At 66.2% G+C, this 26,799-nt stretch carries 27 protein-coding genes; 21 read left to right on the forward strand and 6 right to left on the reverse strand.

The genetic code is table 11. The annotated features are described in order from the left end of the window. Positions 1 to 11 precede the first annotated feature (11 nt). From OIN59_RS16390 to OIN59_RS16425, 8 genes are all read left to right on the forward strand, one after another. Entirely contained in the window at positions 12 to 509 is a 498-nt protein-coding gene (locus OIN59_RS16390) for a nucleoside deaminase (protein ID WP_274112138.1), read from the forward strand. A 133-nt stretch (positions 510 to 642) separates the two neighbouring features. Further along, positions 643 to 1,575 (forward strand): LysR family transcriptional regulator, encoded by a 933-nt coding sequence (locus OIN59_RS16395; protein ID WP_274112139.1) that lies wholly within the window; start codon positions 643 to 645, stop codon positions 1,573 to 1,575. A 79-nt stretch (positions 1,576 to 1,654) separates the two neighbouring features. After that, positions 1,655 to 3,262 carry an ABC transporter ATP-binding protein gene (locus tag OIN59_RS16400; RefSeq protein ID WP_274112140.1) on the forward strand — a complete coding sequence of 536 codons (1,608 nt, stop codon included), beginning with the start codon at positions 1,655 to 1,657 and terminating at the stop codon, positions 3,260 to 3,262. Continuing rightward, the gene (locus OIN59_RS16405) at positions 3,255 to 4,328 is read left to right on the forward strand and encodes an ABC transporter permease (RefSeq protein ID WP_274112141.1); all 1,074 of its coding nucleotides are present in this window, start codon (positions 3,255 to 3,257) and stop codon (positions 4,326 to 4,328) included. The genes OIN59_RS16400 and OIN59_RS16405 overlap by 8 nt, the downstream gene beginning before the upstream one ends. Continuing rightward, positions 4,328 to 5,248 carry an ABC transporter permease gene (locus OIN59_RS16410; protein WP_274112142.1) on the forward strand — a complete coding sequence of 307 codons (921 nt, stop codon included), beginning with the start codon at positions 4,328 to 4,330 and terminating at the stop codon, positions 5,246 to 5,248. Before OIN59_RS16405 ends, OIN59_RS16410 begins: the two co-directional genes overlap by 1 nt. A 114-nt stretch (positions 5,249 to 5,362) precedes the next feature. Beyond that, positions 5,363 to 6,529, forward strand: coding sequence for a BMP family ABC transporter substrate-binding protein (locus OIN59_RS16415; RefSeq protein ID WP_274112143.1), 1,167 nt, complete (start codon positions 5,363 to 5,365; stop codon positions 6,527 to 6,529). A 122-nt stretch (positions 6,530 to 6,651) separates the two neighbouring features. Beyond that, positions 6,652 to 7,635, forward strand: a complete 984-nt coding sequence (locus OIN59_RS16420; protein WP_274112144.1) for an aromatic ring-hydroxylating dioxygenase subunit alpha — start codon at positions 6,652 to 6,654, stop codon at positions 7,633 to 7,635. Next, positions 7,635 to 8,687: an adenosine deaminase gene (locus tag OIN59_RS16425; protein ID WP_274112145.1), complete on the forward strand. Its 1,053-nt coding sequence runs from the start codon at positions 7,635 to 7,637 to the stop codon at positions 8,685 to 8,687. Before OIN59_RS16420 ends, OIN59_RS16425 begins: the two co-directional genes overlap by 1 nt. Positions 8,688 to 8,694: 7 nt before the next feature. Here the strand turns inward: OIN59_RS16425 and OIN59_RS16430 are convergent, their stop codons facing one another. Further along, positions 8,695 to 9,165, reverse strand: coding sequence for an HIT family protein (locus OIN59_RS16430; protein ID WP_274112146.1), 471 nt, complete (start codon positions 9,163 to 9,165; stop codon positions 8,695 to 8,697). 123 nt (positions 9,166 to 9,288) lie between these two features. Here OIN59_RS16430 and OIN59_RS16435 point away from each other — a divergent pair, with 123 nt between their 5' ends. From OIN59_RS16435 to OIN59_RS16450, 4 genes are all read left to right on the forward strand, one after another. Beyond that, positions 9,289 to 10,389, forward strand: a complete 1,101-nt coding sequence (locus OIN59_RS16435; protein WP_274112147.1) for a BMP family ABC transporter substrate-binding protein — start codon at positions 9,289 to 9,291, stop codon at positions 10,387 to 10,389. A gap of 92 nt (positions 10,390 to 10,481) precedes the next feature. Next, positions 10,482 to 11,780: a guanine deaminase gene (guaD, locus tag OIN59_RS16440; RefSeq protein WP_274112148.1), complete on the forward strand. Its 1,299-nt coding sequence runs from the start codon at positions 10,482 to 10,484 to the stop codon at positions 11,778 to 11,780. An 80-nt stretch (positions 11,781 to 11,860) separates the two neighbouring features. Beyond that, complete coding sequence (gene dcd, locus OIN59_RS16445; RefSeq protein ID WP_015012892.1) at positions 11,861 to 12,433, forward strand: dCTP deaminase; 573 nt, start codon at positions 11,861 to 11,863, stop codon at positions 12,431 to 12,433. 143 nt (positions 12,434 to 12,576) lie between these two features. Next, the gene (locus OIN59_RS16450; protein ID WP_274112149.1) at positions 12,577 to 12,945 is read left to right on the forward strand and encodes a hypothetical protein; all 369 of its coding nucleotides are present in this window, start codon (positions 12,577 to 12,579) and stop codon (positions 12,943 to 12,945) included. A gap of 56 nt (positions 12,946 to 13,001) precedes the next feature. Here OIN59_RS16450 and OIN59_RS16455 read toward each other — a convergent pair whose 3' ends face one another. The 3 genes from OIN59_RS16455 to OIN59_RS16465 form a co-directional block, all read right to left on the reverse strand. Next, the gene (locus OIN59_RS16455) at positions 13,002 to 14,702 is read right to left on the reverse strand and encodes a sensor domain-containing diguanylate cyclase (RefSeq protein WP_274112150.1); all 1,701 of its coding nucleotides are present in this window, start codon (positions 14,700 to 14,702) and stop codon (positions 13,002 to 13,004) included. Next, positions 14,699 to 15,688: a delta(1)-pyrroline-2-carboxylate reductase family protein gene (locus OIN59_RS16460; protein ID WP_274112151.1), complete on the reverse strand. Its 990-nt coding sequence runs from the start codon at positions 15,686 to 15,688 to the stop codon at positions 14,699 to 14,701. Before OIN59_RS16460 ends, OIN59_RS16455 begins: the two co-directional genes overlap by 4 nt. A gap of 121 nt (positions 15,689 to 15,809) precedes the next feature. Beyond that, on the reverse strand, positions 15,810 to 15,998 hold the full coding sequence (locus tag OIN59_RS16465) for a C15 family peptidase (protein WP_274112152.1): 189 nt from the start codon (positions 15,996 to 15,998) through the stop codon (positions 15,810 to 15,812). Positions 15,999 to 16,110: 112 nt separating this feature from the next. Here OIN59_RS16465 and ypfJ point away from each other — a divergent pair, with 112 nt between their 5' ends. The 9 genes from ypfJ (at position 16,111) to OIN59_RS16510 (ending at position 24,970) form a co-directional block, all read left to right on the forward strand. Next, positions 16,111 to 16,995 (forward strand): KPN_02809 family neutral zinc metallopeptidase, encoded by an 885-nt coding sequence (ypfJ, locus tag OIN59_RS16470; protein WP_274112153.1) that lies wholly within the window; start codon positions 16,111 to 16,113, stop codon positions 16,993 to 16,995. 34 nt (positions 16,996 to 17,029) lie between these two features. Then, a complete protein-coding gene (locus OIN59_RS16475) occupies positions 17,030 to 19,222 on the forward strand; it encodes a SulP family inorganic anion transporter (protein ID WP_274112154.1) in 2,193 nt (730 codons plus the stop codon). Positions 19,223 to 19,355: 133 nt separating this feature from the next. Continuing rightward, positions 19,356 to 19,778, forward strand: coding sequence for a group II truncated hemoglobin (locus OIN59_RS16480; RefSeq protein WP_274112155.1), 423 nt, complete (start codon positions 19,356 to 19,358; stop codon positions 19,776 to 19,778). 102 nt (positions 19,779 to 19,880) lie between these two features. Then, positions 19,881 to 20,474: a LemA family protein gene (locus OIN59_RS16485; RefSeq protein ID WP_274112156.1), complete on the forward strand. Its 594-nt coding sequence runs from the start codon at positions 19,881 to 19,883 to the stop codon at positions 20,472 to 20,474. Positions 20,475 to 20,493: 19 nt separating this feature from the next. Next, on the forward strand, positions 20,494 to 21,585 hold the full coding sequence (locus OIN59_RS16490; RefSeq protein WP_274112157.1) for a M48 family metalloprotease: 1,092 nt from the start codon (positions 20,494 to 20,496) through the stop codon (positions 21,583 to 21,585). 66 nt (positions 21,586 to 21,651) lie between these two features. Next, positions 21,652 to 22,125 (forward strand): RidA family protein, encoded by a 474-nt coding sequence (locus OIN59_RS16495; protein ID WP_274112158.1) that lies wholly within the window; start codon positions 21,652 to 21,654, stop codon positions 22,123 to 22,125. After that, entirely contained in the window at positions 22,122 to 22,535 is a 414-nt protein-coding gene (locus OIN59_RS16500; protein WP_274112159.1) for a GFA family protein, read from the forward strand. Before OIN59_RS16495 ends, OIN59_RS16500 begins: the two co-directional genes overlap by 4 nt. Positions 22,536 to 22,546: 11 nt before the next feature. Next, positions 22,547 to 22,780, forward strand: coding sequence for a DUF7661 family protein (locus OIN59_RS16505; RefSeq protein WP_274112160.1), 234 nt, complete (start codon positions 22,547 to 22,549; stop codon positions 22,778 to 22,780). Between the two features lie 192 nt (positions 22,781 to 22,972). Beyond that, entirely contained in the window at positions 22,973 to 24,970 is a 1,998-nt protein-coding gene (locus OIN59_RS16510) for a bifunctional 2',3'-cyclic-nucleotide 2'-phosphodiesterase/3'-nucleotidase (protein WP_274112191.1), read from the forward strand. Between the two features lie 128 nt (positions 24,971 to 25,098). On the opposite strand, the gene OIN59_RS16515 is transcribed toward OIN59_RS16510, so the two are convergent. Next, positions 25,099 to 25,845, reverse strand: coding sequence for a Smr/MutS family protein (locus tag OIN59_RS16515; protein WP_407655112.1), 747 nt, complete (start codon positions 25,843 to 25,845; stop codon positions 25,099 to 25,101). Between the two features lie 203 nt (positions 25,846 to 26,048). Further along, the gene (gene radC, locus OIN59_RS16520) at positions 26,049 to 26,762 is read right to left on the reverse strand and encodes a RadC family protein (RefSeq protein ID WP_274112161.1); all 714 of its coding nucleotides are present in this window, start codon (positions 26,760 to 26,762) and stop codon (positions 26,049 to 26,051) included. Between the last annotated feature and the right edge of the window lie 37 nt (positions 26,763 to 26,799).

A 26,799-nucleotide genomic window follows, 5' to 3' on the forward strand; every position in this document is an offset into this window, starting at 1 on the left:
GGAGATATTCCATGCCCCGCGCCATCCACGCCATGCCGTTCTCCGATCACGACCAAGCCGCCATGCGGCTCGCCATCGACGCGTCCCTGCAGGCGCGGGCCCGGGGCGACAGCCCCTTTGGCGCCACGCTGGTTTCTCCGGCGGGGGAGGTGCTGTTGGTGGCACAGAACAACCAGAACACCACACAGGACTGCACGGGCCACGCGGAGATGGTGCTGGTGCGCGAGGCGGCTGCAGCGCTGGGGCCGCAGGCCCTGAAGGGCGCGACCGTCTATGCCAGCGGCGAGCCGTGCGCCATGTGCAGCGGGGCCATGTTCTGGGCGGGTATTGCTCGCGTGGTGTTCGCTGCCACCCAGCAGGACATTGCCCAGGCCCTGGGCGGCCCTGTTCTGCCGACAGGGTGCGAGGAGTTGCTATCGGCAGCCCGGCCCACCGTGGCCGTGCAACACGGCCTGCTGCGCGCTGAGGCGGCTGCCGCATTGCGTGGGGCGGTGGCGTCGGCGGGCTGAGGCGGTGCTTGGCACCCAGTGGGCGCGTGGTACCTGCGGTTAAAGTTCTGGCACCTCCCACCCACACGGTACAGCGCGGCAAACCCATGCTGCGGCATACGTGATGGCGTATGACAAGAATGCAGGCCCCCGTATGAGAGACCACGCCCTTTTCGACAAGATAGACCTCCATCTCATAAGGGTCTTGCACACCGTGCTCACAGAACGCAGCGTATCGAGGGCCGCCGTCCGCCTGGGCATGCACCAGCCGGCGGTGTCGGCTGCGCTCAAGCGGCTGCGCGACCTGTCGGGCGACCCGCTGCTGGTGCGCTCGGGCGCCAGCATGATGCCCACCGATGCCGCGCTGCGCATGGTGGAGCCCGCAGGGGCCATTCTGCGTTCGGCCGAGGCCTTGTTTTCAGATGCGCGGGGGTTTGACCCGCGCACTGCCACCCGCACCTTCCGTGTGGCCGCCAGCGACTACCTCGACCCGCTTTTTCTGCCCCAGCTGGTGGCCCGCATCAAGGTGGAGGCGCCTTCGTGCCCCATCGAAATCCTGCCCCTGTCGGCCGACGCGCACTACCACGCGCATCTGGCGCAGGGTGATGTGGATGTGGTGATCGGCAACTGGCCCCAGCCGCCGGACGACCTGCACATGGGCCGCTTGTTTGGCGACGAGGTGGTGTGTCTGGTGGGCAAGGATCACCCCGCCGTGCGGCGAGGCTGGGACGTGGAAAGCTGGCTGGCCGCCGAACACATCGCGCCCACCCCCACCCACCCTGGTGCGCGCGGTGTCATTGATGCGCACCTGGACAGCCTGGGCATGCAGCGCCACATCACGGCGCGCTGTGCGCATTTCAGCCTCATCCCCAGCATCGTGGCATCGAGCTTGCTTGTGCTGACCACGGGCCGGCAGTATTGCGAACGGTATGTGGACCAGTTGCCTCTGGCCATTCTGCCCAGTCCGGTGACGTTCCCCCGCCTCATGTACTACCAGCTGTGGCATGCACGCACCCACCATTCGGCCGCCGCCGCGTGGCTGCGCGACTGCGTGAAAACGGTGGCTGCGTCGCTACGAAAAGAATAGCTGCTTGCGCATGCTGAACAAGCGCCATGAGGTGTTTTCATTCTTATAACAAGTTGTAAAACTGAGAGACAATCCCCGCATGAGTTCACCCCCCAATTCCTCTGCGCCTGGTGCGGCGCCGCCACGGCTGCAGCTGGTGGGCATCACCAAGCGCTACCCGGCCGTGGTGGCCAACAGCGGCGTGTCGCTCACGGTGCTGCCTGGTGAAATCCACGCCGTGCTGGGCGAAAACGGCGCGGGCAAGTCCACGCTGATGAAGATCATTTACGGCTCGGTCAAGCCCGACGAAGGCAGCGTGTTCTTCAACGGCCAGGCCGTGCAGGTGCGCAACCCGCAAGAGGCGCGGGCCCTGGGCATTGCCATGGTGTTCCAGCATTTCAGCCTGTTCGACACCCTCACGGTGGCCGAGAACGTGTGGCTGGGCCTGGACAAGAGCCTGACGCTGGCCGATGTCACGCAGCGCATCACTGCCAAGGCCGCCGAATACGGCCTCGATATTGACCCCCTGCGCCCCGTGCACACGCTGAGCGTGGGCGAGATGCAGCGGGTAGAAATCATCCGCGCGCTGCTCACCAACCCCAAGGTGCTGATCCTGGACGAGCCCACCTCGGTGCTCACGCCCCAGGCGGTCGAAAAGCTCTTTGTGGTGCTGCGCAAGCTGGCCAGCGAGGGCTGCAGCATCCTCTACATCAGCCACAAGCTGCATGAGATCCGAGCGCTGTGTACCGCCTGCACGGTGCTGCGCGGCGGCAAGGTGACGGGTGTGTGCAACCCGGCCGAAGAATCCAATGCATCCCTGTCGCGGCTGATGATCGGCGCCGAACCACCCGCGCTGGAACACCGCGCGGTGCAGACCGGCGCCACCGTGCTGCGTGTGCAGGGCCTGTCGCTGCCGCGCGCAGACCAGTTCGGGGTGGATTTGATCGACCTGCAGTTCGAGGTCAAGGCGGGCGAGGTGGTGGGCATTGCCGGTGTCTCGGGCAATGGCCAGAAAGAACTGCTGTACGCGCTGTCGGGCGAAGACCAGCGGGCCGAGCCTGCGAGCGTTCAGGTGTCGGGCCAGAACGCGGGCCGCATGGGCCCCGGCCAGCGCCGTGCGCTGGGCCTGCACTTTGTGCCCGAAGAGCGCCTGGGCCGGGGGGCAGTGCCCACCATGGGGCTGGCGCACAACCTGCTGCTCACCCGCACCAATTCGGTCAGTGGCAGTGGCTGGATCAAGGTGGGTGCGTTGCAAAAACATGCCGAGGACATCATTCGGCGCTTCAACGTGAAGGCGGGTGGCCCCAACGCAGCCGCCAAGTCGCTGTCTGGGGGCAACCTGCAAAAGTTCATCGTGGGGCGCGAGATCGACGCCAACCCCAAGCTGCTTATCGTCTCGCAGCCCACCTGGGGCGTGGATGTGGGTGCGGCGGCGCAGATTCGCGGCTCCATCCTGGCCCTGCGTGACGCAGGTTGCGCGGTGCTGGTGGTGAGTGAGGAGCTGGACGAATTGTTTGAGATCTGTGACCGGCTGCATGTGGTGGCCAAAGGGCATTTGTCGCCTTCCGTGCCGCGCGCTGAGGCCACGGTGGAGCGCATTGGCGAATGGATGAGTGGGCTGTGGCATGCCGATGTGCAGGCGCACCTGGCGCAGCAAGCCCAAATGCAGCAACAGCAACAACAAGTCGGGGAGGTGCAGCATGCTTAAGCTGGAACCGCGCCCCCAGGCGTCGAAGCTCTGGACCTATGGCTCGCCCCTGCTGGCGCTGGCCGTTACGGTGCTGATCGGTGTGGCCTTGTTCATCGCGCTGGGCAAAGACCCGGTGCGTGGGCTGCAGGTGTTTTTCTGGGAGCCCATCAAGACGTCGTATGCCGTGGGCGAACTGATGGTCAAGGCCACGCCGCTGTTATTGATTGCGCTGGGGCTGGCCGTGTGTTTTCGCTCCAACGTGTGGAACATCGGTGCCGAGGGCCAGTTTGTGATCGGCGCGGTCGCCGCCGGGGGCATGGCCCTGCTGGCCGACAAGACCACCGGCCCGTGGATCGTGCCCGCCATCCTCATGGCCGGTGTGCTGGGTGGCATGGTGTGGGCGGGGCTTACGGCGCTGCTGCGCGACAAGTTCAACGCCAATGAAATCCTGGTGAGCCTGATGCTGGTCTATGTGGCCACGCTGGTGCTGGGCTACCTGGTCTATGGTCCGTGGAAAGACCCCATGGGGTACAACTTTCCGCAGACCAAGACCTTCGAAAAAGTGACGCAGATCCCGCGCCTGATGCAGGGCTCGCGTGTGTCCATCGGGCTGCTGCTGGCGCTGGCGGGCGCTGGGGCCTTGTGGGTGTTCCTGTTCCGTACGCGGGCGGGCTTTGCCCAGCAGGTGGGCGGGCTGGCACCAGCGGCGGCGCGTTATGCGGGCTTTTCGTCGCGTCGCGCGCTGTGGACCGCGCTGCTGATTTCGGGCGGCGCCGCTGGCCTGGCCGGTGCGTTGGAGGTGGCAGGGCCCATCGGCCAGCTCACGCCCTATGTGCCCGCAGGCTACGGCTTCGCGGCCATCATCGTGGCCTTCGTGGGGCGGTTGCACCCGGTGGGCATGATCCTGTCGGCCATTTTGATGAGCATGTTCTACATCGGCGGCGAGTTGGCGCAGTCGCGCATGGGCCTGCCCAAGTCGCTCACGGGCGTGTTCCAGGGCTTGCTGCTGTTCACACTGCTGGCCTGCGACACGCTGATTGCCTATCGCATCCGCTGGGTGGGCACCAAGAAAGGAGGTGTCTGATGGAGTCTTATGCACTGCTCATCGGCGCCACTCTGAGCGCGGGCACCGTGCTGGCCATCGCTGCCCTGGGCCTGCTGATCAACGAAAAGGCGGGCATCGTCAACCTGGGGGCCGAGGGCATGATGCTCTGCGCCGCCATTGCAGGCTTTGCCACCGTGGTGCACACGGGCAACACCTGGCTGGGCTTTGGGGCAGGCATGGCCGCTGGCGCGGTACTGGCCGCTATCTTCGGCGTGCTGGTGATCTGGCTCAACACCAACCAGTACGCCACCGGGCTCGCGCTCAGCCTGTTTGGCGTGGGTTTTTCGGCGTTTGCGGGCATCAGCTACGTGCAGGCCAAGCTGCCGGAGCTGCCAAAGTACGCGATCCCGGTGCTGGGTGATGTGCCGCTTCTCGGGCCCGCGCTGTTCCAGCAGCATCCGCTGGTGTACCTCACCATGCTGCTGGTGGCGGGGTTGATCTGGTTCCTGTACCGCTCGCGCGCCGGACTGGTGCTGCGTTCGGTGGGCGAATCGCCCGAGTCTGCCCATGCGCTGGGCTACCCGGTGCGGCGCATCCGCCTGGCCGCGGTGGTGGCCGGGGGCTCGCTGTGCGGGCTGGCCGGGGCTTACATCTCCACCGTCTACACCCCGCTGTGGGTCGAGGGCATGGTGGCCGGGCGTGGCTGGATCGCGCTGGCGCTCACCACCTTTGCCACCTGGCGCCCGGCACGGGTGTTGCTTGGGGCTTACCTGTTTGGTGGCGTGACCATGCTGCAGTTCCATTTGCAGGCCACGGGTGTGCAGGTGGCCAGCCAGTTGCTGAGCATGCTGCCGTATGTGGCCACCATCGTGGTGCTGGCGCTGATCTCGCGCAATCCGGCGTGGATTCGCATCAATATGCCAGCTTCGTTGGGCAAGCCGTTTTACCCCGGCTCGTGAAATCGAAGGTCGCCGCCATAAATGCTGGTTACCCCTTGGTAGATCGGCCCATAATTAATGTTTTCGTCCCGCAACCTTGCAAGTCTTACTTCTTCACTCGATAAGGAAACCGACATGACTGATCTGCAGAAACGCTCCATGCTCAAGGTGGCAGCGCTCTCCGCCGTGGCTGCTGCCGCCCTCGTGGGCTGTGGCAAGAAGGAAGAACCGGCACCGGCGCCCGCGCCAGCACCGGCCCCTGTGGCAGAAGCACCGGCACCCAAGCCAGAGCCTCTGAAGATCGCATTTGCCTATGTCGGCCCCGTGGGCGACGGCGGCTGGTCGTTCGCCCACGACAACGGTCGCAAGGCCATCGAGAAGGAATTCGGCGACAAGGTCGTGACGAGCTTCGTCGAAAGCGTGCCCGAGTCCGCCGACGCCGAGCGCGTGCTGCGTGACCTGGCCGGCCAGGGCAACAAGCTGATCTTCGGCACCACCTTCGGCTACATGGAGTCCATGCTCAAGGTGGCCGAGGACAACAAGGGCGTGAAGTTCGAGCATGCCACCGGCTACAAGACGGCCGAAAACATGCGCACCTATGACAGCCGCACCTACGAAGGCGCGTACATGGCGGGCATCATTGCCGGTGCCATGACCAAGTCCAACACGCTGGGCGTGGTGGGCTCGGTGCCGATCCCTGAAGTGATCCGCAACATCAACAGCTTCACGCTGGGCGCGCAGTCGGTCAACCCCAAGATCAAGACCAAGGTGGTGTGGGTGAACGAATGGTTCAGCCCACCCAAGGAAACCGAAGCCGCTACCAGCCTGATCAACGGCGGCGCGGACATCCTGTTCCAGAACACCGATTCTCCCGCCGTGCTCAAGACGGCCCAAGAGAAGGGCAAGCGCGCCTTCGGCTGGGACAGCGACATGACTGCCTACGGCCCCAAGGCCCACCTGGCATCGGCTGTGATCAACTGGGGACCGTACTACGTCAAGGCCACCAAGGACGTGCTGGATGGCAACTGGGCCTCGGGCCAAAGCTGGTGGGGCGTGAAGGAAGGCGCTATCGACATCGTCTCCATCGCTGAAGACGTGCCTGCCGACACCAAGGCCAAGGTCGAAGCCGTGAAGAAGGGCCTGGCCGACGGCAGCTTCAGCATCTGGAAGGGCCCCATCGTGGGTCAGGACGGCAAGCCCGTGCTCGAAAAGGACGCTGTGGCCGACGACAAGTTCCTGGGCGGCATCAACTTCTACGTCAAGGGCGTCGAAGGCAAGATCCCCGGCGGCGACAAGAAGTAATTCGTACCGCGTCCATCAGCAGCTCTTCGGAGCTGCTGTGGCAAAGGGCCGCCCTGGGGTGGCCCTTTTTTGTTTGACAGGGTCCTCGGCCAGAGGCCCGCAGGTTTTCAGGAGCAAGGACGATGGTGGAATCAACGCTGTGGCACCCCGTGGCGCTGTCAGAGGCCGTAGCCGCACAAGCCCCGCTGGCCGTGCATGTGCTGGAGCAACCGGTGGTGTTGTGGCGCGACGACCAAGGCGCCGTGCACGCGCTGGCCGACCAGTGCCCGCACCGGGGCGCACGCCTGTCGCTGGGCCGCGTGACGCCCCAGGGGCGGCTGGAGTGCCCCTACCACGGCTGGCAGTTTGCGGCCGGTGGGCAATGTACACACGTGCCTGCACTGCCCGCATTTGTGCCCCCGCCCACACACTGCGCCCGGCACTTCGAGGCGCAGGAGGCCCATGGCCTGGTGTGGGTGCGCATTGCCCCGGGCGACCAGGGGCTGCCCGTGTTCACTGCAGAAGGTGATGCCCGCCTGCGCAAGCTCAACTGCGGCCCTTATGACGTTGCAGCCAGTGCACCGCGCATCATCGAGAACTTTCTGGACATGTCGCATTTCGGCTTTGTGCACGAAGGCTGGCTCGGCAGCCGCGAGGCGACGGCCATCGGCGACTACCGTGTGGAGCCTACGCCCACGGGCCTGCTGGCCACGGGCTGCAAAGCCTGGCAGCCGCAGTCCAACCTGCATTCCACGGCCGCCGCGCAGGTCGAATACACCTACGAAGTCACTGCGCCCTACGCGGCCGTGTTGACCAAGGTGCCCGAGGCGGGCACCACGGCGGTGGACGGCTGGCGCGAGTCCATTGCGTTGTTCATCTGCCCGGTCACGCCCGTGCGCAGCCGGGTGTGGTTTCGGCTGGCGGTGGCAGATTTCGATTCGCCCGATGACAAGCTGCAGGCCTTCCAGCACACCATCTTCACGCAGGACCAGCCCGTGCTGGAGTCGCAGACGCCACAGTGCCTACCGCTCGACCTGCGCGCAGAGTTGCATACCGCTGCCGACAAGGCATCATCTGCTTACCGCCGCTTTCTGCGCCAGAGCGGTATCACCTTTGGAGTCTGCTGATGTTCAAAATCCCTCCTATTTCCGCCGATCGCCTGCCCGGCCTGTTGCGCGCTATGCCCAAGGCCGAGTTGCACATCCACATCGAGGGCTCGCTGGAGCCTGAGCTGATCTTTGCGCTGGCGCAGCGCAATGGGTTGACCCTGCCCTATGCCAGTGTGGAGGCCCTTCGCAGCGCCTATGCGTTCACCAACCTGCAGAGTTTTCTGGACATCTACTACGCCGGTGCCAGCGTGCTGCTGCACGAGCAGGACTTTTATGACATGGCGCGCGCCTACCTGGGCCGCGCGGCGCGCGACAACGTGCTGCACGCCGAACTCTTCTTCGACCCGCAGACCCATACGGCACGCGGCGTGGCCATGGAGACCGTCATCAACGGCCTGCACCGGGCCTGCCAGGATGCGCGCACCGAGCTGGGTATCAGCGCCACGCTGATCCTGTGTTTTCTGCGGCACCTGAGCGAGGAGTCAGCCTTCGAGACGCTGGAGCAGGCCATGCCGCTGCTCGACAAGATCGTCGGCGTGGGCCTCGATTCCAGTGAACTGGGCCACCCGCCCGAAAAGTTTGCCCGCGTGTTTGCGCGCTGCCGCGAGCTGGGCCTGCACCTGGTGGCCCACGCGGGCGAGGAGGGGCCCCCTGCCTACATCTGGAGCGCGCTCGATGTGCTCAAGGTCGAACGCATCGACCATGGTGTACAGGCCGTGCACGACGCCGCGCTGATGCAACGCCTGGCGCAAGACCGCATTGCGCTCACCGTGTGCCCGCTGTCCAACCAGAAGTTGTGCGTGTTCCCTGATCTGGCTGACCACAACCTTGGCAAGTTGCTTGACGCCGGGCTGGCCGCCACCGTGAATTCGGACGACCCCGCCTACTTTGGCGGCTACATCAACGAGAACTTCACCCAGGTGTTTGCCGCCACAGGCCTCACGGCCAAACATGCCTACCAGCTGGCGTTCAACAGTTTTGAGGCCAGCTTTGCGAGCAATGCGGACAAGCGGGTGTGGGAGCACAAGCTCAAGGAAGCCTTTGAGCGGTGTGTGGAGCATGACTACTGAGCGTCACTCAGTCATTCGCCAGCTGCGGGGGTGAATCGCCCAGCAGCGCTGCGCGGATCTGGTCTGCATAGGCTTGCAGCACGGCGGGCCCCGGCTCCTTGCGGGGCCACGTCAATGCAATGCCGTCCTGCGCGTGGCGGGGTACCACATGCATATGAAAGTGGAACACCGTCTGGTCGCCCTCGCGCCCGTTGGCCTGCAGCAGCGTGATGCCTGGTGGGTCAAAGGCCAGGCGCACGGCCTGGGCTACGCGTTGTGCGGTCTGCATGACGGCAGCAGCTTCTTCGGGCGTGATGTCGAGCAAGGTGGCGGCGTGGCGCTTGGTGGCCACCAGCACATGGCCGGGGTTGACCTGGCCGATGTCCATGAAGGCGATGGTCAGGTGATCCTCATACACCGTGGCTGCCGGGATTTCGCCCGCCACCAGGCGGCAGAAGATGCATTGGCCGGGGGGCGAGGTGTCAACAAACATGGGCATGGGGCGGGGCTCCGGGCTGTGGCAAACCCCATGGTAGTGCCCCTCGCTTAAAATACGCCACAAAGGCTGCTGTCCCGGCAGCCTTTTGCATTTTCTGTTTTCGGGACCATGTAGAGGACCACCATGTACAAAAACCTCGCAGCCACGCTTGTGGCCGCCTGTTTTTTCTCCCCCGTTTTTTCACAGACCACACCTGCCAAAGGCAGCGCTGCCGAGCCCGTCAAGGCCGGGTTTGTTTATGTCTCGCCCATCACCGAAGCGGGCTGGACACGCCAGCACGATGAAGGCCGCAAGGCCGTCGAAGCCGCGCTGGGCCAACAGGTGAAGACCACCTTTGTCGAGAACGTGGCCGAAGGCGCTGATGCCGAGCGAGTGATTCGCGACCTGGCCGCCACGGGCCACCAGATCATCTTCACCCCCAGTTTTGGCTACATGGAGCCCACGCTCAAGGTGGCGCAGGACTATCCGCATGTGAAGTTCGAGTCCATTACCGGCTACAAGACCACGCCCAATGTGGCCACTGCCAACGCGCGCTATTACGAGGGCCGTTACCTGGCGGGTATTGCCGCAGGCCGCATGAGCAAGACTGGCGTGGCTGGTTTTGTGGCGGGTTTCCCCATTCCTGAAGTGCTGCAGGGCATCAATGCTTTCACGCTGGGCATGCGCTCGGTCAATCCCCAGGCCACTGTCAAGGTGGTGTGGCTCAATGTGTGGTTCGACCCGCCCAAGGAGCGGGATGCCGCCATGGCGCTGTTCAATCAGGATGTCGATGTGATCGCGTTCCACACGGGCTCCACGGCCGTGATGGCAGCTGCGCAGGAGCGCGGCAAGATGGCCGTGGCCTACCACTCGGACATGCGCCGCACCGGGCCGGATGCGCAGATCGTGGCCGTGACACACCAGTGGGGCAGCTACTACACCGAGCGCGTGCGCGCCGTGCAAAGCGGCACCTGGAAGAGCGCTAACCTCTGGGGTGGCGTGCGCGAGGGCATGATCCGCGTCGGAGACTTTGGCCCGCGCGTGCCTGCCGCCGTGCAGCAGGAAGTGCTGAACGCGCAAAAGGCCATTGGGGCGGGCAAGCTCCAGCCGTTCCGCGCGGGCAAGACTCCGGTGCGCGACAACGAGGGACAAGAGAGGATCGCGCCGGGGCAGGCGCTGACCGATGCGCAAATCCTGCAGATGAACTGGCTGGTGGACGGCGTGGTCGGCAAGTTGTCCCGCTGATCCTGCACGAGCTACCGGCGCTCCCTGAGCTCCATAGCCACTATGGGGCGCTGCGTATACAAACTGCGCCCCCTGCCGCTAAGCTTGTCGCCATGCCTGTTTACCGATCTGCTCTTTTGCGCTTTGCCGACGACGGCTGCGCCCTCTATGACGAAGATGGCCTGCTGGCCATTGGCCCGGATGCCCAGGGCCGCCAGCGGGTGCTGGCGGCGGGGGCCTGGCAGGCGCTGTCGCCGCAATATGCCCACGAGCCCGTCACGCACCTGCCGGGCCGCATTCTGGCCCCCGGGTTTGTGGACATGCACATCCACTTTCCGCAGACTGATGTGATCGGCTCGCCAGCGGATGGCCTGCTGCCCTGGCTGGAGAACTACACCTTTCCGCACGAGTCCCGTTTCGTAGAGTCCGAATACAGCGGACAGGTGGCGCAGTTCTTCATTGAAGAACTGCTGCGCAACGGCGTGACCACGGCGCTGGCGTTCTCCACCTCGCACCCAGCGTCGGTGGACGCCCTGTTCACCGAAGCCCAGCGCCAGCAGATGCGTCTCATCACCGGCAAGGTGCTGCAAGACCGCCACTCGCCCGACGGCGTGCGCGACGACACCGAGCAGAGCCTCATCGACACCGACGCGCTGATCCAGCGCTGGCACGGCGTGGACCGCCTGGGCTATGCCATCACCCCCCGGTTTGCGCCCACCAGCACCCATGAACAACTGCGCGGCGCGGGTGAGCTGGCCGCGCGCTACCCCGATGTGTGGATCCAGTCCCACGTAGCCGAAAACCGCGACGAGATTCGCTGGGCGCGCGAGCTGTTTCCCGCCGCGCGCAGCTACCTGGGCGTGTACGACGACTTTGGCCTCATGCGCGAACGTGCGGTGTACGCGCACTGCATCCACTTTGACGACGACGACCGTGCGCTGATGCGCGACACCGGTGCGGTGGCGGCGGTCAGTCCCACCAGCAACCTCTTTCTGGGCAGCGGGTTTTTCGACTACGCCGGTGCCGACAGGGTGGGCTTTGGCTATGGGCTGGCCAGCGATGTGGGCGGGGGCACCAGCTTCAGCCCGTTCCACACCATGCTGGCGGCGTACTACGTGGGGCGTGAGGGCCAGACCAAGCAGGGCCTGAGCCTGTCGCCCCAACGGCTGTGGTGGCAACACACGGCGGGCGCGGCCAAGGCGCTGGGTCTGGCGGGTGTGGTGGGCAATCTGCAGCCGGGCTGCGAGGCCGATTTTGTGGTGCTGAATCCAGAGGCCACCCCACTTTTGGCACGCAAGACCCGCCAGGCGCGCAACCTGGATGAGCTTTTGTTTGCGCTGATCGTGCTCGGTGACGACCGGGTGGTGCAAGAAACAGTGATTTCTCAAGCAAAATACGGCTCTAGCGCTTGATATTCATGCGCTACCAGCTACGTATTTAATAGCGCCCGGCAGTCCACCACTGCAGGGGCCACAGCGCAGGGAGTTCTGCTATGAGCATCAAGAGCGACAAATGGATCCGCCGCATGGCGGCCGAGCACGGAATGATCGAGCCCTTCGAGCCCGGCCAGGTGCGCGAGGTCGAGGGCCGCAAGATCATCAGTTACGGCACCAGCAGCTACGGCTACGACATCCGCTGTGCGCCCGAATTCAAGGTGTTCACCAATATCCACAGCACGGTGGTGGACCCGAAGAATTTCGACGAGAAGAGCTTTGTGGATTTTGAGGGTGACAGCTGCATCATCCCGCCCAACAGTTTTGCGCTGGCCCGCACGGTCGAATACTTCCGCATCCCGCGCAATGTGCTCACCATCTGCCTGGGCAAGAGCACCTATGCGCGCTGCGGCATCATCGTCAACGTCACGCCATTTGAGCCCGAGTGGGAGGGTTACGTGACGCTGGAGTTCAGCAACACCACGCCGCTGCCTGCGCGCATTTATGCGGGCGAGGGCTGCGCACAGGTGCTGTTCTTCGAGAGCGACAAGGACGACGTGTGTGAGGTCAGCTACCGCGACCGGGGTGGCAAGTACCAAGGCCAGGTGGGCGTGACGCTGCCAAAAGCCTGAGTTGAACAGGTTCTCAGAGCGCAGCTTCGCAGAGGCTGCGTCCTACAAGAACCCTGCGCCTCGGCTGAAATGCAAGCGTTGGTAAGTTTCATAGCATGGGTGCCATGGCCTCGGATGTTGTCGGGGCCTGACGGAGTTTCACCATGCTGACCTTTGCTGCTCCTTCTGCTCCCTCTCCTGCTGAGACTTCTGCCGCCCGCTTGGTTTCAGATCCGGCTCCTGCTCCTGCTGCAGTGCAGGGCGGTCTGCCCAGCGTGACTGGCAGGCTGCCGAACGATGGTCTCTGCGGACCTGCGGGTGCACCGTCCAGCTACTGGCCGTGTGAAATGCTGAATGCGTTTGTGTTGCGCATGGCGGCTCAGGGCCACTGCGTCAACATGTCGATGATGTTGGGTCACCACCCCTATGCGCTGGAGCGGCTGTCAGTGGCCTTGGCTGTACCAGACCCCGCGTTGCGGCAGTTGGCGCTGCAGTTGCAGCCGTACTTCGAGGCTCCTGGCGTCGGCGGTTGAGGTTCGCACCAGCAAATGTCGGTAAGTGCCGACAGGTGCCCCTCGCGCATGCCCTCTCAGACCTCCACACACACCCTGTTGCGCCCCTGGCCCTTGGCTTCGTAGAGGGCTGCATCCCCCCTGCGCAGCAGGGCAGCGCTGGTGTCTTCGGCGCTGCGCATGCTGGCCACACCGGCACTCACGGTGATGGTGCCCACGACCGGGTCTTGCTGCTCCGCCATGGCTGTGACCAGGGCCTGCGCAATGGACTGGGCACCTTCCAGGTCAGTGTCGGGCAGCAATGCCACAAATTCTTCGCCGCCCAGCCGGGCCACCACGTCCGAGCTGCGCAGGCGCGACTCCAGCGTGCGCGCCAGGCGCCGCAGCACCTCGTCGCCAGCCTCATGTCCGTAGGTGTCGTTCACCCGTTTGAAGTGGTCCACATCCACCGTGATCAGGCTCAGGGGGCGGCGACTGCGCCGCGTCAGGGCCAGTGCAAACGCCATCTGGCTCTCAAAGCCGCGCCGGTTCAGCAGGCCGGTGAGTGCGTCGGTGCGCGCCTGCAGGTCCAGCGCGCGGTTGGCGGCCTCCAGCTCCAGCGTGCGCAGCCGTACCTTTTCTTCCATGGCCTCGCGGGCGGCCAGCAGGCGGTGCGTCATGCGGCCCAGAGACTGGGAGAGCTGTTGCACCTCGCGGCTGCTTTGCATGGCCGGAATGTCGCTGCCCGGGTGTCCGGCCTCTACCGCGCTGGCCGCGTCGGCCAGTGCATACAGGTCCACGCTCAGGCGCCGGGCAGCCAGCCAGGCCAGGGCCGACGCCAGCAGCGCGGCCGTCAGGCCAATCACCAGTGCCAGTTGCACGGTGCTGTCTGCCTCGGCAAAAGCCAGCTCAACTGGCTGGCGTGCCACGATGCGCCAACCCAGGTCGCTGGCCGCGTTGCGTGGCTGCAGTTGGGTGGCAGCCGTCAGGTAGCGCTTGCCATCCTGCCACTGCGCCACGGTGGTCTGTGTGCGGTCGCCGTCGCGGTTGTTGTTGACACTGATGTCCTCGGGCAGTCGCTGTCCGGCGGCGCGCATTGCCTCGGTCCGTCCGCCGGGTGCAAAAATCAATTGGCCTTCGCGGTCGAAAATGAACAGTTCCAGCGCGCTTTCGTCAGATGAAGCGGGGGTGAGGCTCTCCAGCACCTCGCGGGTCCATTGCCAGCTGCCATGGATGCCTAGCACGCCCACCGTGGTGGGGCCGATGCGGATGGGGGCTGCAAAGTCCACAAATCGGTGCGGCTCGCCGGTGGCGGTGGGGGGCAGCAGGGACTCCAGCAGCTTGGCGGGGTGCACATCCCCCACATGCACCCCTTCAAGTCCGTGTTGGAACCACGGTCGCTGGGCCACGCTCTGGCCCACCAGCAGGTCGCGCGTGGCATTGCGCACCACGCCTTGCGCATCGGCCACGCCGATCCAGACGTTGGTGGGCTGCATGGCCTGGCTGCGGGCCAGCATGTGCTGTGCCTCGGCAGAGTCGAGTCCCTTGGCCCAGACCACTTCGGCGCTGGCCATCACCTCGGCCTCCAGGCTGCGCTGCATGAGGCCGAGGGCCAGCAGCTTGCCCGCGTTTTCGGCCACCACCTGCAACGAGTTGCCTGCATCGCGCTGGATACGGTGCTTGAGCAGCTCACCAAACCCCAGCGACAGCAGCACCGCCAGGCCCACCACCAGCGTGCCAAACACCAGCGCGATCTGCATGCGCAGGCTGTGGGTTGAAAAGCGCGTGATGGGCATCATGCGGGTGTGGTCGTCGATGAGCGCGTCGCAGAAGTTGTGGGGCTGGCGTGGCGCAGGGCCAGCCGGGCGGCTGCCAGGTCCCACCCCGCCCAGCCGCAGCTTTTGAACAGCACCGGGCCCGAGTGGTGCGTGGGGGCTGCGGCACTGAGGCCGCTGACCACGTCGGCCAGCGTGGGCAGCGCGGCTACGTCCAGGCCCGCCTGCAGCAGGTCGCCCGCCTCGTGGAGGGCATCGCTGGTGTCCACCACGATCCGTCCGTGCCGCGCCGCATGCTGGCAAAGTGCGGGAGCCAGCTCTGCCATGGCGGGCGTGAAGGCGCCCACGGCTGCCACAAATGCGTCGGGCCGGGGCGGGGCGCTCAGTACCACCGCGCTGGCCGTGGTGCAGGTCGCTATCAGCGGGCAGTGGGGCACGGCGGCATCGGCATCGGCCACCACCCGTACCTGGGCGCCCAGGGCGCGCACCTGCGCCGCCAGGGCCTCGGCGCTGGCGCTGCTGCGCGAGGCAATCCATACCTCGCGCACGCCCAGGCCGTGGATGAACGCCTCGGCATGTGCCAGGCCCTGCACCCCTGCACCGACGATGAGCAAGGGGCCTTGCGGCGTCTGCGCCAGGTGCCGGGCTGCTAGCAGCGAGACAGCGGCGGTACGCCGCGCGGTGACGGTGGGCCCGTCCAGCACCAGTCGGCGCTCACCTGTGGCGATGTCAAACACCACCACATCGCCCTGGATCGACGGGCGCCCTGTGCCTGCGTTGCCTGGGGTGAAGGTGATGAGCTTGGTCATGGCCACCGATTGATCCGTGGCAGGCATCACAAACAGGCTGCCGCCTTGCGCCAGCGGCAGCACGGCGCGTGGCGGCACCGCCACGGTGTGGTCCTGCAGCAAGGCGGCTATTTCGTCGGCCAGATCGGACCAGGGCAACCGCGCAGCGGTGGCGGCTGCATCCAGCACGCCGAGAGAGGTCAAAGAGGGGGCTAAAAGCATGCGGGGACTGTACACAGCATGCCGCTGGCGTGGGAGCGGAGAAGCCCTCACATGTGCAGTGCCCAACGCAGCCCGGCAGGGGCTGGGCGTCGGTTCAGGCCCGCCATGGAGGCCGTGTCCATCAATGCGTGGCCCCTGCCTGCAGCGCGATGTCCTGCGGCGTCTGCACTGCGGCCAACAGGGCGGCATGGATGCCGCGCACCATGTCGCGCAGCGGCAGGTGGGGCTCGCCCTGGCCGCTGAGCCAGGGCACATGCACAAAACCGCCCCGTGCGCCTCGGGGCGCGCTGTGGTGTGCTGCAGAGGGCATGAAAGGCGGGGAAAAATGGGGTGGAACACATCGTAAATCGTCCGCGCCAGGGCGGCCCCGCGCGTAACATGGAGGCTTGGCCGCCCCGTCTGGAGGGCGCTGGAGAGACGCAATGAAATGGGAAGGCAATCGCGAGTCCGACAACGTGGAAGACCGCCGCGACGAGGGGGGTGGCGGCGGATCGCCAGTGTTTGGTGGGCGCAGCATTGGCATAGGCACCATCGTGATCGCGCTGCTGGGTGGTTGGGTGCTGGGTATCAATCCCTTGACCATCCTGGGACTGCTCAGTGGCGGCGGCCCTGCACCCCAGGTGCAGACGCAGCCCCATGCGCCCGCGCACCGTCCGCCCGCCGACGACACCATGGCGCGTTTTGTGTCCACGGTGCTTGCCGACACCGAGGACGTGTGGGGCGAGGTGTTCCGCCAGGGTGGCGGGCGCTACCAGGACCCGCGCCTGGTGTTGTTCCGGGGCGCTACGCCCACAGCATGTGGCACGGGACAGGCAGCCATGGGTCCGTTCTATTGCCCCGCTGACCAGAAGGTCTACATCGACCTGGGCTTTTACGAAACCCTCAAGACCCGGCTGGGTGCACCGGGCGACTTTGCCCAGGCCTATGTGATTGCCCACGAGGTGGGCCACCATGTGCAGAACCAGTTGGGCATCAGTGCCAAGGTGGACCAGATGCGGGGCCGCGTGAGCAAGGCGGAATACAACGCGCTGTCGGTGCGGCTGGAGCTGCAGGCCGACTGCTTTGCCGGGGTGTGGGCCCACCATGCCCAAAAGTCCCGCCAGATCCTGGAGCAGGGCGATGTGGAAGAGGCCATGAATGCCGCCGCCAAGATTGGCGACGACGCGCTGCAGCGCGCCAACGGCGGCGCCGTGGTGCCCGAGAGCTTCACACATGGCACCAGTGCCCAGCGGCAGCGCTGGTTCAACAGCGGCCTGCAAAGTGGCAGTGTCAAGACCTGCGACACCTTTGCGGCGCGCGGCCTGTAGGCGCGCAGTGCCTGTGGTTTGGTAGTTCCCCTCCATGCCATCGATCGCGCCTGTAGCTGCCTCGCTGCATCGCCGTGCCGAGCCCTTGGCGGGGGCTGAGGTGGGCGGCCCGTCCGCGCCGCAGCCCTCGGGCGCAGCGGCGGCGTGGTCTGCGGCGGCGGTCACGGTGCCCCATGCGGTGGGCCTGGGGCTGCTGGCGTTTGCGCCACTGGCGGGCGAGCATTCGCTGGCGGCGCTGGCTTTGTGGTCGGCAGCACTGCCCGGCCTGCTGCTGACCCTGGCGACACCCCGTGCCGGGGTGGTGTATGCGCCGACCACGGTGGTGGCGCTGCTGTTTGCTGCCGTGCTGGCTACCGCCCATGGCGCGGCGCCCAGTCTGGGCTTGAGCGCACGCCAGGTGCTGGCGGTCAGCGGGGCCACGGTGGCCTTGGCCTTTGTGTTTCAGTGGCTGCTGGGGGTGCTGCGGCTGGCGTCGGTGGCGCGGTTTCTGCCTATCTCGGTCACCCACGGGTTTGCGGCAGGCGTGGGCTTGTCGATGGTGGTGGGGCAGGTGCGCAATGGCTTTGGCGCCGGTGCCGACGCGCTGTGGGACGCACGCACAGCCTGGCACCTGCTGGCTGCGCTGACGGTGGTGGCACTGGCCTGGGCGCTGCGCCAGCGCTGGCCCCGCATGCCGGGGCTGCTATCGGCGGTGGCTGTGGTGGCACTGGCCGTGGCGCTGGCGGGGGTATGGGGCGTGGGGCTGGGCAGCGTGTTTGTGCCTGCCGTGCAGCCCAGCGTGTTTGCCTGGCCCATGCTGCCCGACTGGACCGGCATTCCCTGGATGGCGCTGGCCCGTCAGCAGGGCTCGGCCCTGGTGGTGCTGGCCGTGCTGATGGCGCTGGTCAATAGCCTGGAGATTCTGGTGTTCAACCAGGAACTGGAGCTGGACCATGGCCTGCGTGGCAACGCCAATCTGGCCCTGCGCCGCGAGAGCCTGCTGGGTGCACTGTGCGGGCTCGTGGGCATGATTCCGGCGTCCACCAGCGCCTCGCGTTCGCGCATCGTGCTGGCGCAGGCGGGCGCCTCGCGCGATGCCCCGCGCTGGCACGCCGCCATCATGCTGGGGGTGGCGGTCACCGGGGCGTGGTGGTTGCACTGGGTGCCCATGGCCTGTCTGGCAGGGGGGCTGGTGCTGGCGGGCCTGATGCAGGTGCCGGGCCTCATGTGGTCGCTGCGCTATGCGCGCCGGTCGCGGGTGACCTGGGCGCAGAGCTGGCTGGTGGCACTGGTGTTTGCGGTCATGGGGGGCGTGGGGGCGCTGGTGGCCGGGCTGGTGGTGGCCACGTTTGTGCTGCTGCACGATTCTGCCGCCACGGTGCTGCGCCATGTGCGGCTGGATGGCGAGCTGCGATCACGGCGCTTGCGCCGCGCTGGGTCGGACAGCTGGCTATCGCCGCGTATGAACCAAGTGGCGGTGTTCGAGCTGCAGGGCGTGATGTCGTTTGGGGTGGCCGCCCATCTGGCCGAGCAGGTGCGCATGCTGCAGCTGCCGCGCCACCGCTGGGTGATTCTGGACGCGGGCCGTGTGCCTGCGTGGGACAGCACGGCACTGGCACAGTTGCGGGCGCTGGTGCGTGACCTGGACCAGCAGGGCATTGCAGCCGCCGTGGCGGCGCTGGACCCGATGGCCGCCGAACATGTGGGGGAGCGTGTGCGCGCCTTTGCCGACCTGGACCGGGCGCTGGAATGGGCCGAGGTGGGCATCCTGTCCCAGCGCCCCATCGAGCAACGCCCTGCGCGCCTGGAGCGTGATTTGCTGGGGGAGGTGGGCGAGGGGGTGCCCAAGGCCGCCGCGGAGGCCTTGCAGGCGCTGCTGGTGCCGCAGGCCGTGCCGCCGCACGGTGTGGTGTTCCATGCGGGGGACACAGACCACGACCTGCTGGTGGTCAAGTCTGGCCACATCACGCTGGTCACCCAATGGCCGCCCGACAAGGGCTTGCGCCTTGCCACGGTTGGCCCGGGCATGGCGTTTGGTGAGATGGCTTTCCTCAACGGCGCGGCCCGCAGCGCCTGCGCTGGCTCCGAACGTGGCCCGGCGCACCTGGTGCGGTTGTCTCGCGCGCATTTCGATGCCTGGGCCCGGCAGTACCCCGAGGCGGCGCTTACGGTGATGAACAACCTGGCCCAGATCGGCGCCCGCCGCCTGGGGGTGACCACGCGGCAACTGCGGGCTGTGTTGGAGTAGCGCGAGCGGGCGGTGGGCCTTCGCATGGCGTGAGGCGTGACCCGGTCCTGGGTTCGACAGGCGCGTAAAAACCGTGAATTTCTATAATCGAAGGTTGGCCAACACCGCTTGGCAATCCCCCCTTGCAGCCCCCATGGAATCCACCACTCCGTCCTCCTCCGCTGAAACTCCCGTGGCCATCACTCCCTTTGAATGGATCGGCGGCGAAGAGCGCGTGCGCGCCTTGACCGAGCGCTTCTACGACCTGATGGACCTGGAGCCCGGCTACGCCGAACTGCGCGCCGCCCATGGCAGCGACCTGGGTCAGGCCCGGCAAAAGCTCTTCATGTTTCTGTGCGGTTGGCTGGGCGGCCCCTCGTACTACACCGACCAGTTTGGCCACCCACGCCTGCGCGCGCGCCACATGCCGTTTGCTATTGGTATCAAGGAACGGGACCAGTGGGTGGCCTGTATGGACCAGGCCATGGGTGAGACCGGTGTGCCCACAGACCTGCGTGTGCGGCTGAAGGAGAGCTTCATGGGCACCGCCGACTGGATGCGCAACAAAGGGGTGTAGCCAGTCATTGATGTGGCGCCAGGTCACAGGCCGTTGATGATCCCCTGGGAGCTCTTCAACAGGCTCTAAGATGCCCGCTCCAACAAATACAGGAGGTGGGGTATGTCGGCAACCGCTTGGGTCGTGGTCGTTGTGCTGGTCGCAGTGCTGGTGTGGGCTGTCACGGTCTACAACCGGCTGGTGCAATTGCGCAACCGCATTGCCAATGCGTTTGGCCAGATCGACGTGCAACTGAAGCGCCGGTACGACCTGATCCCCAACCTGGTGGAGGTGGCGCGTGGCTATCTGGCGCACGAGGCCGCCACGCTGGAGGCCGTCATCCAGGCCCGCAGCCAGGCGCAGGGAGCGGTTGCAGCAGTGCGCGCAGCCCCTCAAAGCGCCAGCGCCATGGGGGCGCTGGCCGCCGCTGAAGGTGTGCTTGGTGGCAGCCTGGGCCGCCTGATGGTGGTGGCCGAGAGCTACCCTGAGCTCAAGGCCGACGCCACCATGCAGTCGCTGTCCGAGGAGATCACCAGCACCGAAAACCGCCTCGGTTTTGCACGCCAGGCCTACAACGACCAGGCGCTGGAGTTCAACGATGCGGCAGCACAGTTCCCCGAGCTCGTCGTCGCGCGCCTGCTGAGCTTTGCTCCGGCGCCCATGCTGGCTTCCACGCAGTCCGACGAAGAGCGCGCCGCACCCCGCGTGAAGTTCTGACCTTCCCACTCCTGCACCCATGAAATTCTGGGACCACCAGCACAACGCGCGCAGCGAGACCCGCCGCCTGCTGCTGGGCTTTGCGCTTGCCGTGGCCGTTCTGGTCGTTGCGGTGCATGCCGCCCTGGCCTTGGCCTGGTGGCTGATGGTGGCGGTGCTGCCGGTGCATTTGCCATTTCCGCAGGGTTTTCTGGCCGCCAATGTGGGCGTCTCGTTGATGCTGGTGCTGGGCGGCTGGTGGGTCGAGACGTCCAACCTGCGCGCAGGCGGTGTCAAGCTGGCCCGCCGCGTAGGGGCGCGCGAGTTGCGGCCTTCGCTGTCGCACGCTGAGCAGCGGCTGTCCAACATCGTGGATGAGCTGTGCATTGCCGCGCACATGCCACGCCCGCAGATCATGGTCATGCCGCGTACCGACGCCATCAATGCGTTTGCTGCGGGCTGGGACGAGAGCGATGCCGTCATTGCCGTGACGCAGGGCGCGTTGGACTACCTCACCCGTGAGGAGATGCAGGGTATGGTGGCGCATGAGCTAAGCCATCTGCACGAGGGTGACACGCGCCTGAAGATGCGGCTGGCGGGCATGGTGTTCGGGCTGGAGCTGGTTTACAACTTTGGCAACGCGATGCGCGAGCGACGTGGCCTGGCCTGGTGGTTTGGGTCGGCCATCATGGTGGCGGGTTTGGCGGGCTGGCTCACCGGGCGCATGCTCAAGGCGGCGGTGTCGCGCCAGCGCGAATACCTGGCTGACGCGCGCGCCGTGCAGTGGACGCGCAGCAAGGATGGCCTGGGTGGTGTGCTGCGCAAGGTGATGGCCCAGCGCCGCGATACTCCGGCCGGGTATGCCGAGAACCCCGTCCACACCGGCCTGGCCCATCCGGCCGTGCAGCACATGCTGCTGGTGGATGTGGACGGCGGCAGCCGCATGGAGCGTTGGCTGGACACACACCCTACGCTCGACGACCGCGTGCAGCGCGTGTATGGCCGCCGCATGCAGCCCTTGCCTGCCGTGCCGGTGGCTGCTGGGCCGGAGTCTGCGCGGCGTGACGCTGGCGTGGCGCCTGGTGCGGTGTCGATCGCCTCGCTGGTGGACCCGTTTGCGCGATTTATGTAGCCCAGACATCGCCACTATCAGGGCAGGCGGCGAGCTGTTGTTGTTTTTGCAGGAGAGCCATTTTTCATGTCACGCGATGCACGTTTTCTGGAGCAAGCGCTGGCCCTCGGGTACAGCTTTGATGGCGAGATCAAGATCGGTGGCAACTATGTGCCGCTGGTGCGCGATGGCCACCACATTTACCTGAGCGGCCAGATTCCGCGCGTGGGCGACACCGTCGTGGTCACGGGCGCCGCCGGGGCGGGCGCCACGCTGGCCGATGCGCAAAAGGCTGCGAAGGTGTGTGCCATGCGAGCGCTGGCCTTGCTGCAGCGCTCGCTGGGTTCGCTCGACGCCGTGCAGTCCATTTTGCGCATCACTGTGTACGTGCAGTCGGCGCCCACCTTTACGCAGCAAAGCGAGGTGGCCGATGGTGCGTCCGACCTGCTGTTTGCCGTGTTGGGCCCGGCGGGGGCCCACACCCGCACCTCGGTGGGCGTGCTGCAACTGCCCAAGAATGCCACCGTGGAGGTGGACTTGATCGCATCGGTGGCGCCATGACCGCACCTGTTGCTGTGCACCAAGGCAGCTGCCTGTGTGGTGGCGTGCGTTACGAAACCACGGCGCCGTTGCAGGGTGCATCGCACTGCCATTGCTCGATGTGCCGCAAGGCGCATGGTGCGGCGTTTGGCAGCTATGGCAGCGTGCGGCGCGAGTACCATCGCTTTGTGTCGGGCCAGGCACTGGTTCGCACCTATCAGTCTTCGCCCAAGGTCACGCGCACGTTCTGCTCGGTGTGTGGCTCGCCCCTGCTGTGGCACCGCGACGGCACCTATGCCGAGTGGGTGGCCGTGCCGCTGGGAACGCTCGATACCCCTTTTGACACACCGCCCCAGAAACACATCCACGTGGCCTCCAAAGCCGCGTGGGTGGTGATCTGCGATGGTTTTCGGCAAGAGGCCGAAGGATAGATCGGTACCCCATGGAAGCACCACCGAACCCGCACCCCCGCTTCAACGTCTTTGGCCGCATCGTCGAGGTACGGCGCGCAGGCGCGCTGTGGCAGGCGTACCGTGTGGGCGCCGATGGCAAGCGCACGCCTTCGGGCTTTGTCATCCCTGATTTTGTCGAAGAGCATGAGCTGGCGCAGTTTCTGGAAGACCTGTTCCACGAAAGCGCCTCGCCGCACAACGGCGACGTGTATCGCATCGATTGACTTGGCACGAGGCGCGATGCTGACTGCAGCACGCGGCGCAGGTGTTGCGGCCACACCGCCGCGTCACACTGCTGTCAAACCCGACCCAGACACTCGGCCCCTTGTTTCAATTCGGGACTGTTCATGTCTGAACGCACTCTGGGCTTTTTGATTTCTCCCTCGCATGTCTCGCGCCGCGTGGCCACGCTGGGTATGGTGGCACTGGCCGCTTCGCTGGCCGCCTGTGGCGGTGGCAACGACAGCGCCAGCAGCAATGCGGGCGCTACGGCCACGCTGGCCGTGCTGGAGACCACCGACCTGCACTTCAACGTGCGCAGCTACGACTACTTCAAGCTGGCCGATGACAAGAGCTACGGCTTCGAGCGCACCGCCACGCTGGTGCGCGCCGCGCGCAAAGAGTTTGCCAACACCTTGCTGGTGGACAACGGCGACACCATCCAGGGCACCGCGCTGGCCGACTACGAGGCCACCGTCAGCCCCATCCCCTGCACGCAGCAGCTGTCGATGTACAAGGCCATGGGCGCGCTGGGCTTTGACGCGGGCACGCTGGGCAACCACGAGTTCAACTACGGCCTGCCCTTTTTGAACCAGGTGCTGGGCGGCGGGCTGGATGTGGACGGCGTGGACCCCGCCAAGAAGTGCGCGGGCGCGGGCTACCCCGCCGTGCTGGCCAACGTGTACAGCAGCAAGACCAAGAAGCCGCTGGTGCAGCCCTACACGCTGCTGGAGCGCACGCTGGTGGGCAAGAGCGCGGATGGCAAGGAAGTGAAGCTGCCGATCAAGATCGGTGTGATCGGCTTCACCACGCCCGGCATCATGAACTGGGACAAGCGCTACCTGGAAGGCAAGGTCTATACCGAAGGCGCGGTCGAATCGGCCAACAAGTACGTGCCCGAGCTGCGCGCCAAGGGCGCCGACGTCGTGGTGGCGTTGCTGCACGGCGGGCTCGACAGTGCCGCCTACTCGGCCACCATGGAGAACCCGGGCCTGTACCTCTCGAAGGTGGCAGGCATCGATGCGATGGTGATGGGCCACCAGCACGGTGTGTTCCCTGACACGGCGGCCACCCCCAGCTTCAACCAGGCCGGTGTGGACCACAAGGCGGGCACCATCAACGGCGTGCCAGCCGTCATGGCCAGCTCCTGGGGCAAGGCGCTGGGTGTGGTGCAACTGGCATTGCAGTGGGATGGTGCCAAGTGGGTGGTCAACAAGACCGCCAGCAAGTCTGAGCTGCGCAACATCCAGAGCAAAAACGCGGCGGGCACGACGGTGACCGTGGATGCTGACTCTGCCATTGCCCCGCTGATCGAGACGCAGCACCAGGCGGCCATCAAGTACGTGAAGACGCCCATCGGCCAGACCGACTTCCGCATGAGCACGCTGTTTGCTGATGTGGGTGACCCCGGCTCGATCCAGATCGTGAACCAGGCGCAGCAGGCCTATGTGGCGGCTTACATCAAGGCCAGCCTGCCGCAGTATGCGCAGCTGCCGGTGCTGTCGGTGAGCGCGCCGTTCAAGAGCGGCTTCCAGGGTGGCGCGGACTACACCGACGTGGCCGTGGGCCCGCTGGCCATCAACAACGCGGCCGACCTGTACCTGTACCCCAACACGGTGTACGCGGTGAAGGTGAACGGTGGCGACATCAAGAAATGGCTGGAAGCCGCTGCCAAGCGCTTCAACCAGATCGACCCGGCCAAGACCACCGAGCAGGCGCTCATCAGCACGTTCCCCGGCTACAACTTCGACATGTTCACCACGGCCGATGTGTTGTACGAGATCGACGTGACCCAGCCCGTGGGCAGCCGCATCAAGAACCTCACGTACCTGGGCAAGCCCATCGACGTGGCGCAGGAGTTTGTGATTGCCACCAACAACTACCGCGCCACCAGCGGCAAGAGCTTCATCGACAAGCTCGACGGCTCGGGCACCATCTGGGCCTCGCCCGACGCCAACCGCGACGTGGTGATCGACTACATCCGCAAGAACCCGGCGGTGACCCGCGTTGCCAACGGTGCAGCCAAGAGCTGGCGCTTTGCCAAGGCCACGGTGGCGGGCCCGGTGGTGTTCAGCTCGGGTGCCAATGCACTCAGCGTGGCTCAGGCGGCCGGGCTGACCAATGTGTCGCTGCTGGCGGCCGATGATGGATCGGGCAAGGGCACGTCGAAATACGGCGTGGATCTGTCCAAGTAAGCATCAGCCTCTCGCTACGGGGAATGTGGCGGTGCGTGCCTTCGCGGCGCCGCCGCTACGCATCCCAATGATTTGCTATATTTTTAATAGCTGCTACCGCTTATTAATCAAGCGCTAGCGGCTATTTCTTATGAATTTCTGTGCAGCACAGGCTGCAGCAGCACCACCAGCGCCCCCGCGCCCCCATCCATGGGCCGGGCCTGCACAAAGGCCAGCACCTCGTTCTTTTGCACCAGCCAGCGCTGCACGCGGCCCTTGAGCACGGGGCTTTTGCCGGGCGAGCCCAGCCCCTTGCCATGCACCACGCGCACGCAGCGCAGGCCCGTCTTGTGGGCGTGGCGGATGAACTCGCCCAGCGCCTCGCGCGCCTCGTCCACGCGCAGGCCATGCAGGTCGAGCTGGCGCTGGATGCTCCAGTGGCCCGAGCGCAGGCGGCGCGTTACCTCTACGCCAATGCCGGGGCGGCGAAAGCTGAGCTGGTCGTCGGTGTCGAGCAGGGTACTCACGTCAAAGTCGTCGCTGATGGATTCGAGCAGCACCCGCTCCTCGTCCAGCCAGTGCTGCACGGGCAGCGGCGGGGGCAGGTGCTTGCGCAGCCGAGCCACGTTGGGGTTGCGCAGCGGGGTGACGGGGCCCACGCTGCGGCTGAAGAGGTGGCGCTCGGCCTCGGCCCGCGCTGCTGCCTCACGGCGGGCTTTCTCTTCGGCTTCGCGGCGCTCCTGGTCCTCGCGCAGGCGGCGGGCCACGGTGGCCAGGTCTTGCAGCTGGGTGATCCGTTCGCCCGCCCGGCGAGGGGCGGGTGGCGCGCGGCGCCGGGGCGGTGCTGGTTTTTCGTCGGCAGCGGGTGGCGCGGGGGCGTGGCGCAGGGGGCGCATCGCCGCCTTGGCCGCTGCCTTTTTATCGGCCAAACCTGCGCGCCGGGCGGATCGGGGCACGTTGGGCGCCGTGGGTGTATTGGGCGCAGTGCGCGCAGGGGTGGGCTCGGTGGTGCCCAAGGGGTCTTCGGTGCGGCGCGCAGCGCGTGCCAGCGCGGCGTGTAGTGCCGTGGGTGGGTGGGCCGGCGCGGGCGCAGGGGCAGTCACACCAGGCCCTTTTCGGCCATCGACAGCGCCTGGCCGGGCGCCACGATCACATGATCGAGCACGCGCACATCCACCAGGGCCAGCGTGGTCTTCAGGGTTTGTGTCAGCGCCTCGTCGGCGCGGCTGGGCTCCACGCTGCCGCTGGGGTGGTTGTGGGCCAGCACCACGGCTGCGGCCTGGTGGTGCAGGGCACGCAGCACCACCTCGCGCGGGTACACGCTGGTCTGTGTGAGCGTGCCGCGAAACAGCTCCTCCATGGCCAGCAGGCGGTTTTGCGCATCGAGGAACAGCACCGCAAACACTTCATGCCCCTTGGCCGCCAGGTGCAGCTGCAGGTAGTGCTTGACGGCGTCGGGTGAGTCGAACACTTCGCGTTCGCGCAGTTGCTGGGCCAGGGCGCGGCGCGCGAGTTCGAGCACGGCCACCAGTTCGGCGCGCTTGGCAGGGCCCAGGCCCTTGATGCGCTCCAGATCGGCCGCGCTGGTGTGCAGCAAGCCAGCAATGCCGCCAAAGCCGCCGGTGACAGCGCCCGTGGTGGGGTCGATGCCGGGCGGGTCGAGCAGCTCTTGTGCCATCTGCAGCACGCCCTTGCCCACGATGCCGGTGCGCAGCAGGATGGCCAGCAGCTCCGCATCGGCCAGGGCGGCAGGGCCGCGTGCCAGCAGTTTTTCACGGGGCTGGGCGTCGGCGGGCAGGTCTTTGATGGCCATGGGACAAGGAGGTGGGACCCGCCAGCGGCGGTGGCGG

Source organism: Acidovorax benzenivorans (genome assembly GCF_028680575.1).
Taxonomy (GTDB): domain Bacteria; phylum Pseudomonadota; class Gammaproteobacteria; order Burkholderiales; family Burkholderiaceae_C; genus Acidovorax; species Acidovorax benzenivorans.

What these genes read in the sequence shown, in the direction of transcription:
- OIN59_RS16390 (WP_274112138.1), top strand. Translation starts at nt 12, where the DNA reads ATGCCCCGCGCCATCCACGCCATGCCGTTCTCCGATCACGACCAAGCC.
- OIN59_RS16395 (WP_274112139.1), top strand. Translation starts at nt 643, where the DNA reads ATGAGAGACCACGCCCTTTTCGACAAGATAGACCTCCATCTCATAAGG.
- OIN59_RS16400 (WP_274112140.1), top strand. Translation starts at nt 1,655, where the DNA reads ATGAGTTCACCCCCCAATTCCTCTGCGCCTGGTGCGGCGCCGCCACGG.
- OIN59_RS16405 (WP_274112141.1), top strand. Translation starts at nt 3,255, where the DNA reads ATGCTTAAGCTGGAACCGCGCCCCCAGGCGTCGAAGCTCTGGACCTAT.
- OIN59_RS16410 (WP_274112142.1), top strand. Translation starts at nt 4,328, where the DNA reads ATGGAGTCTTATGCACTGCTCATCGGCGCCACTCTGAGCGCGGGCACC.
- OIN59_RS16415 (WP_274112143.1), top strand. Translation starts at nt 5,363, where the DNA reads ATGACTGATCTGCAGAAACGCTCCATGCTCAAGGTGGCAGCGCTCTCC.
- OIN59_RS16420 (WP_274112144.1), top strand. Translation starts at nt 6,652, where the DNA reads ATGGTGGAATCAACGCTGTGGCACCCCGTGGCGCTGTCAGAGGCCGTA.
- OIN59_RS16425 (WP_274112145.1), top strand. Translation starts at nt 7,635, where the DNA reads ATGTTCAAAATCCCTCCTATTTCCGCCGATCGCCTGCCCGGCCTGTTG.
- OIN59_RS16430 (WP_274112146.1), bottom strand. Translation starts at nt 9,165, where the DNA reads ATGCCCATGTTTGTTGACACCTCGCCCCCCGGCCAATGCATCTTCTGC.
- OIN59_RS16435 (WP_274112147.1), top strand. Translation starts at nt 9,289, where the DNA reads ATGTACAAAAACCTCGCAGCCACGCTTGTGGCCGCCTGTTTTTTCTCC.
- guaD (WP_274112148.1), top strand. Translation starts at nt 10,482, where the DNA reads ATGCCTGTTTACCGATCTGCTCTTTTGCGCTTTGCCGACGACGGCTGC.
- dcd (WP_015012892.1), top strand. Translation starts at nt 11,861, where the DNA reads ATGAGCATCAAGAGCGACAAATGGATCCGCCGCATGGCGGCCGAGCAC.
- OIN59_RS16450 (WP_274112149.1), top strand. Translation starts at nt 12,577, where the DNA reads ATGCTGACCTTTGCTGCTCCTTCTGCTCCCTCTCCTGCTGAGACTTCT.
- OIN59_RS16455 (WP_274112150.1), bottom strand. Translation starts at nt 14,702, where the DNA reads ATGATGCCCATCACGCGCTTTTCAACCCACAGCCTGCGCATGCAGATC.
- OIN59_RS16460 (WP_274112151.1), bottom strand. Translation starts at nt 15,688, where the DNA reads ATGCTTTTAGCCCCCTCTTTGACCTCTCTCGGCGTGCTGGATGCAGCC.
- OIN59_RS16465 (WP_274112152.1), bottom strand. Translation starts at nt 15,998, where the DNA reads ATGCCCTCTGCAGCACACCACAGCGCGCCCCGAGGCGCACGGGGCGGT.
- ypfJ (WP_274112153.1), top strand. Translation starts at nt 16,111, where the DNA reads ATGAAATGGGAAGGCAATCGCGAGTCCGACAACGTGGAAGACCGCCGC.
- OIN59_RS16475 (WP_274112154.1), top strand. Translation starts at nt 17,030, where the DNA reads ATGCCATCGATCGCGCCTGTAGCTGCCTCGCTGCATCGCCGTGCCGAG.
- OIN59_RS16480 (WP_274112155.1), top strand. Translation starts at nt 19,356, where the DNA reads ATGGAATCCACCACTCCGTCCTCCTCCGCTGAAACTCCCGTGGCCATC.
- OIN59_RS16485 (WP_274112156.1), top strand. Translation starts at nt 19,881, where the DNA reads ATGTCGGCAACCGCTTGGGTCGTGGTCGTTGTGCTGGTCGCAGTGCTG.
- OIN59_RS16490 (WP_274112157.1), top strand. Translation starts at nt 20,494, where the DNA reads ATGAAATTCTGGGACCACCAGCACAACGCGCGCAGCGAGACCCGCCGC.
- OIN59_RS16495 (WP_274112158.1), top strand. Translation starts at nt 21,652, where the DNA reads ATGTCACGCGATGCACGTTTTCTGGAGCAAGCGCTGGCCCTCGGGTAC.
- OIN59_RS16500 (WP_274112159.1), top strand. Translation starts at nt 22,122, where the DNA reads ATGACCGCACCTGTTGCTGTGCACCAAGGCAGCTGCCTGTGTGGTGGC.
- OIN59_RS16505 (WP_274112160.1), top strand. Translation starts at nt 22,547, where the DNA reads ATGGAAGCACCACCGAACCCGCACCCCCGCTTCAACGTCTTTGGCCGC.
- OIN59_RS16510 (WP_274112191.1), top strand. Translation starts at nt 22,973, where the DNA reads ATGGTGGCACTGGCCGCTTCGCTGGCCGCCTGTGGCGGTGGCAACGAC.
- OIN59_RS16515 (WP_407655112.1), bottom strand. Translation starts at nt 25,845, where the DNA reads ATGCGCCCCCTGCGCCACGCCCCCGCGCCACCCGCTGCCGACGAAAAA.
- radC (WP_274112161.1), bottom strand. Translation starts at nt 26,762, where the DNA reads ATGGCCATCAAAGACCTGCCCGCCGACGCCCAGCCCCGTGAAAAACTG.